The 1,385-nt window shown below is 30.1% G+C and carries 2 protein-coding genes; both read right to left on the bottom strand.

Annotated features, from left to right (window positions below; genetic code table 11):
* Positions 1 to 91: 91 nt before the first annotated feature.
* Positions 92 to 970 (bottom strand): IS3 family transposase, encoded by an 879-nt coding sequence (locus EG242_RS14765; RefSeq protein WP_235831930.1) that lies wholly within the window; start codon positions 968 to 970, stop codon positions 92 to 94.
* Positions 967 to 1,266 carry a transposase gene (locus EG242_RS15110; RefSeq protein ID WP_235831931.1) on the bottom strand — a complete coding sequence of 100 codons (300 nt, stop codon included), beginning with the start codon at positions 1,264 to 1,266 and terminating at the stop codon, positions 967 to 969. Before EG242_RS15110 ends, EG242_RS14765 begins: the two co-directional genes overlap by 4 nt.
* Positions 1,267 to 1,385 lie beyond the last annotated feature (119 nt).

Raw genomic sequence — 1,385 nt, forward strand, 5'->3', positions numbered from 1 at the left:
AGTATCTGAAGAAACTGTAATAGCGTCTATCAAAAGTATCTTGTCTCACGAATTTATAGACTGGATATGCAAATAAAAAGTGGAGTTTAAGTTAAGCGACGTTTTTGTAATTATATGATTGATTATTAAATTCCTTTATTGTTCTATATTTCAAAGCTGAATGTCTTCTTTTTTGATTGTACCATATTTCAATATATTCAAAAACTTGGAGTTTCATTTGTTCTTTTGAAATCAGTTTATTACCGTAAATTAATTCTGTTTTAAAGGATTTGAAGAAACTTTCAGCTACTGCATTATCCCAGCAATTTCCTTTTCTACTCATGCTTCGGGTTACTTTGTATGATTCTAAAATATTTGCAAATTTGTTATTAGCATACTGGACACCTCGATCGGTATGAAAAATTAATCCATTTTGTACACTTCTGTTTCTAATTGCCATCTTCCAAGATGCTAAAGTTGTTTCATTTGTACTCATTCCATCGCTTAAACTCCAGCCAATGATTTTTCGGTCATACAAATCCATTATAATTGTTAAATACAAAAAACCTTCTTTAGTGTGAATATATGTAATGTCTGAAACCCATGCTTTTGAGGGCTGAGAAACCAAAAATTGTCTATTTAATACATTTTCTACAACTAAATAATTATGTTTAGAATCAGTAGTAATCTTGAATTTTTTACTCAACTTACTCTTTAAACCAAGTTCTCTCATGTATTTTGCAACGGTAATTCTTGAAATTTTATACCCTAAAACATTTAATTCCTTGGTTATTCGTGGACTGCCATACCGTTGTTTGGATTCAAAATAGAGGAGTGTTATTTTTTCTTTTAAAACTTCCTTTTTTTGTAATCTGGTAGAAATAGTAGCGAACTTCCATCGGTAATAACCACTCTGACTGACTTTTAAAACTTTACACATTTTTTCAATCGGAAATATTCTTTCATGATTTTTAATAAAATCAAATATCATCGACCGCTCTTGGAAAAAATGCCCACTGCTTTTTTTAATATATCTCGTTCTAATTCAGCCTCTTTTAATTTTGCTTCTAATTCACTAATTAATTTTTGTTCTGCTGTTTGTTTTAAAATTCCATTACCAGGAAAACTACCAGCGCCAAATTTATCGTAATCTTTACGCCATTTATACAGCATACTAACACGGATACCTAATTCTCTAGCTAGTTCAGTAATGTTAGACCGCTCATTACTCAATTCTACAGCTTTTACTTTAAACGCTGGGTCATAAATTTTTCTTTCTCTTGTCATAGTTAAAATTAAGTTTTTTTCTCTTAACTCTAACTCCCAGCTAAATTAGTATATCCAGACTGTGGATATCAAATAATGGCGGAATATTTAAAAAGAGATGGATATGTTATAAATCACAA

The organism is Paenimyroides viscosum, from assembly GCF_003858535.1.
GTDB lineage: Bacteria > Bacteroidota > Bacteroidia > Flavobacteriales > Flavobacteriaceae > Flavobacterium > Flavobacterium viscosum.

What these genes read in the sequence shown, in the direction of transcription:
- EG242_RS15110 (WP_235831931.1), bottom strand. Translation starts at nt 1,266, where the DNA reads ATGACAAGAGAAAGAAAAATTTATGACCCAGCGTTTAAAGTAAAAGCT.
- EG242_RS14765 (WP_235831930.1), bottom strand. Translation starts at nt 970, where the DNA reads ATGATATTTGATTTTATTAAAAATCATGAAAGAATATTTCCGATTGAA.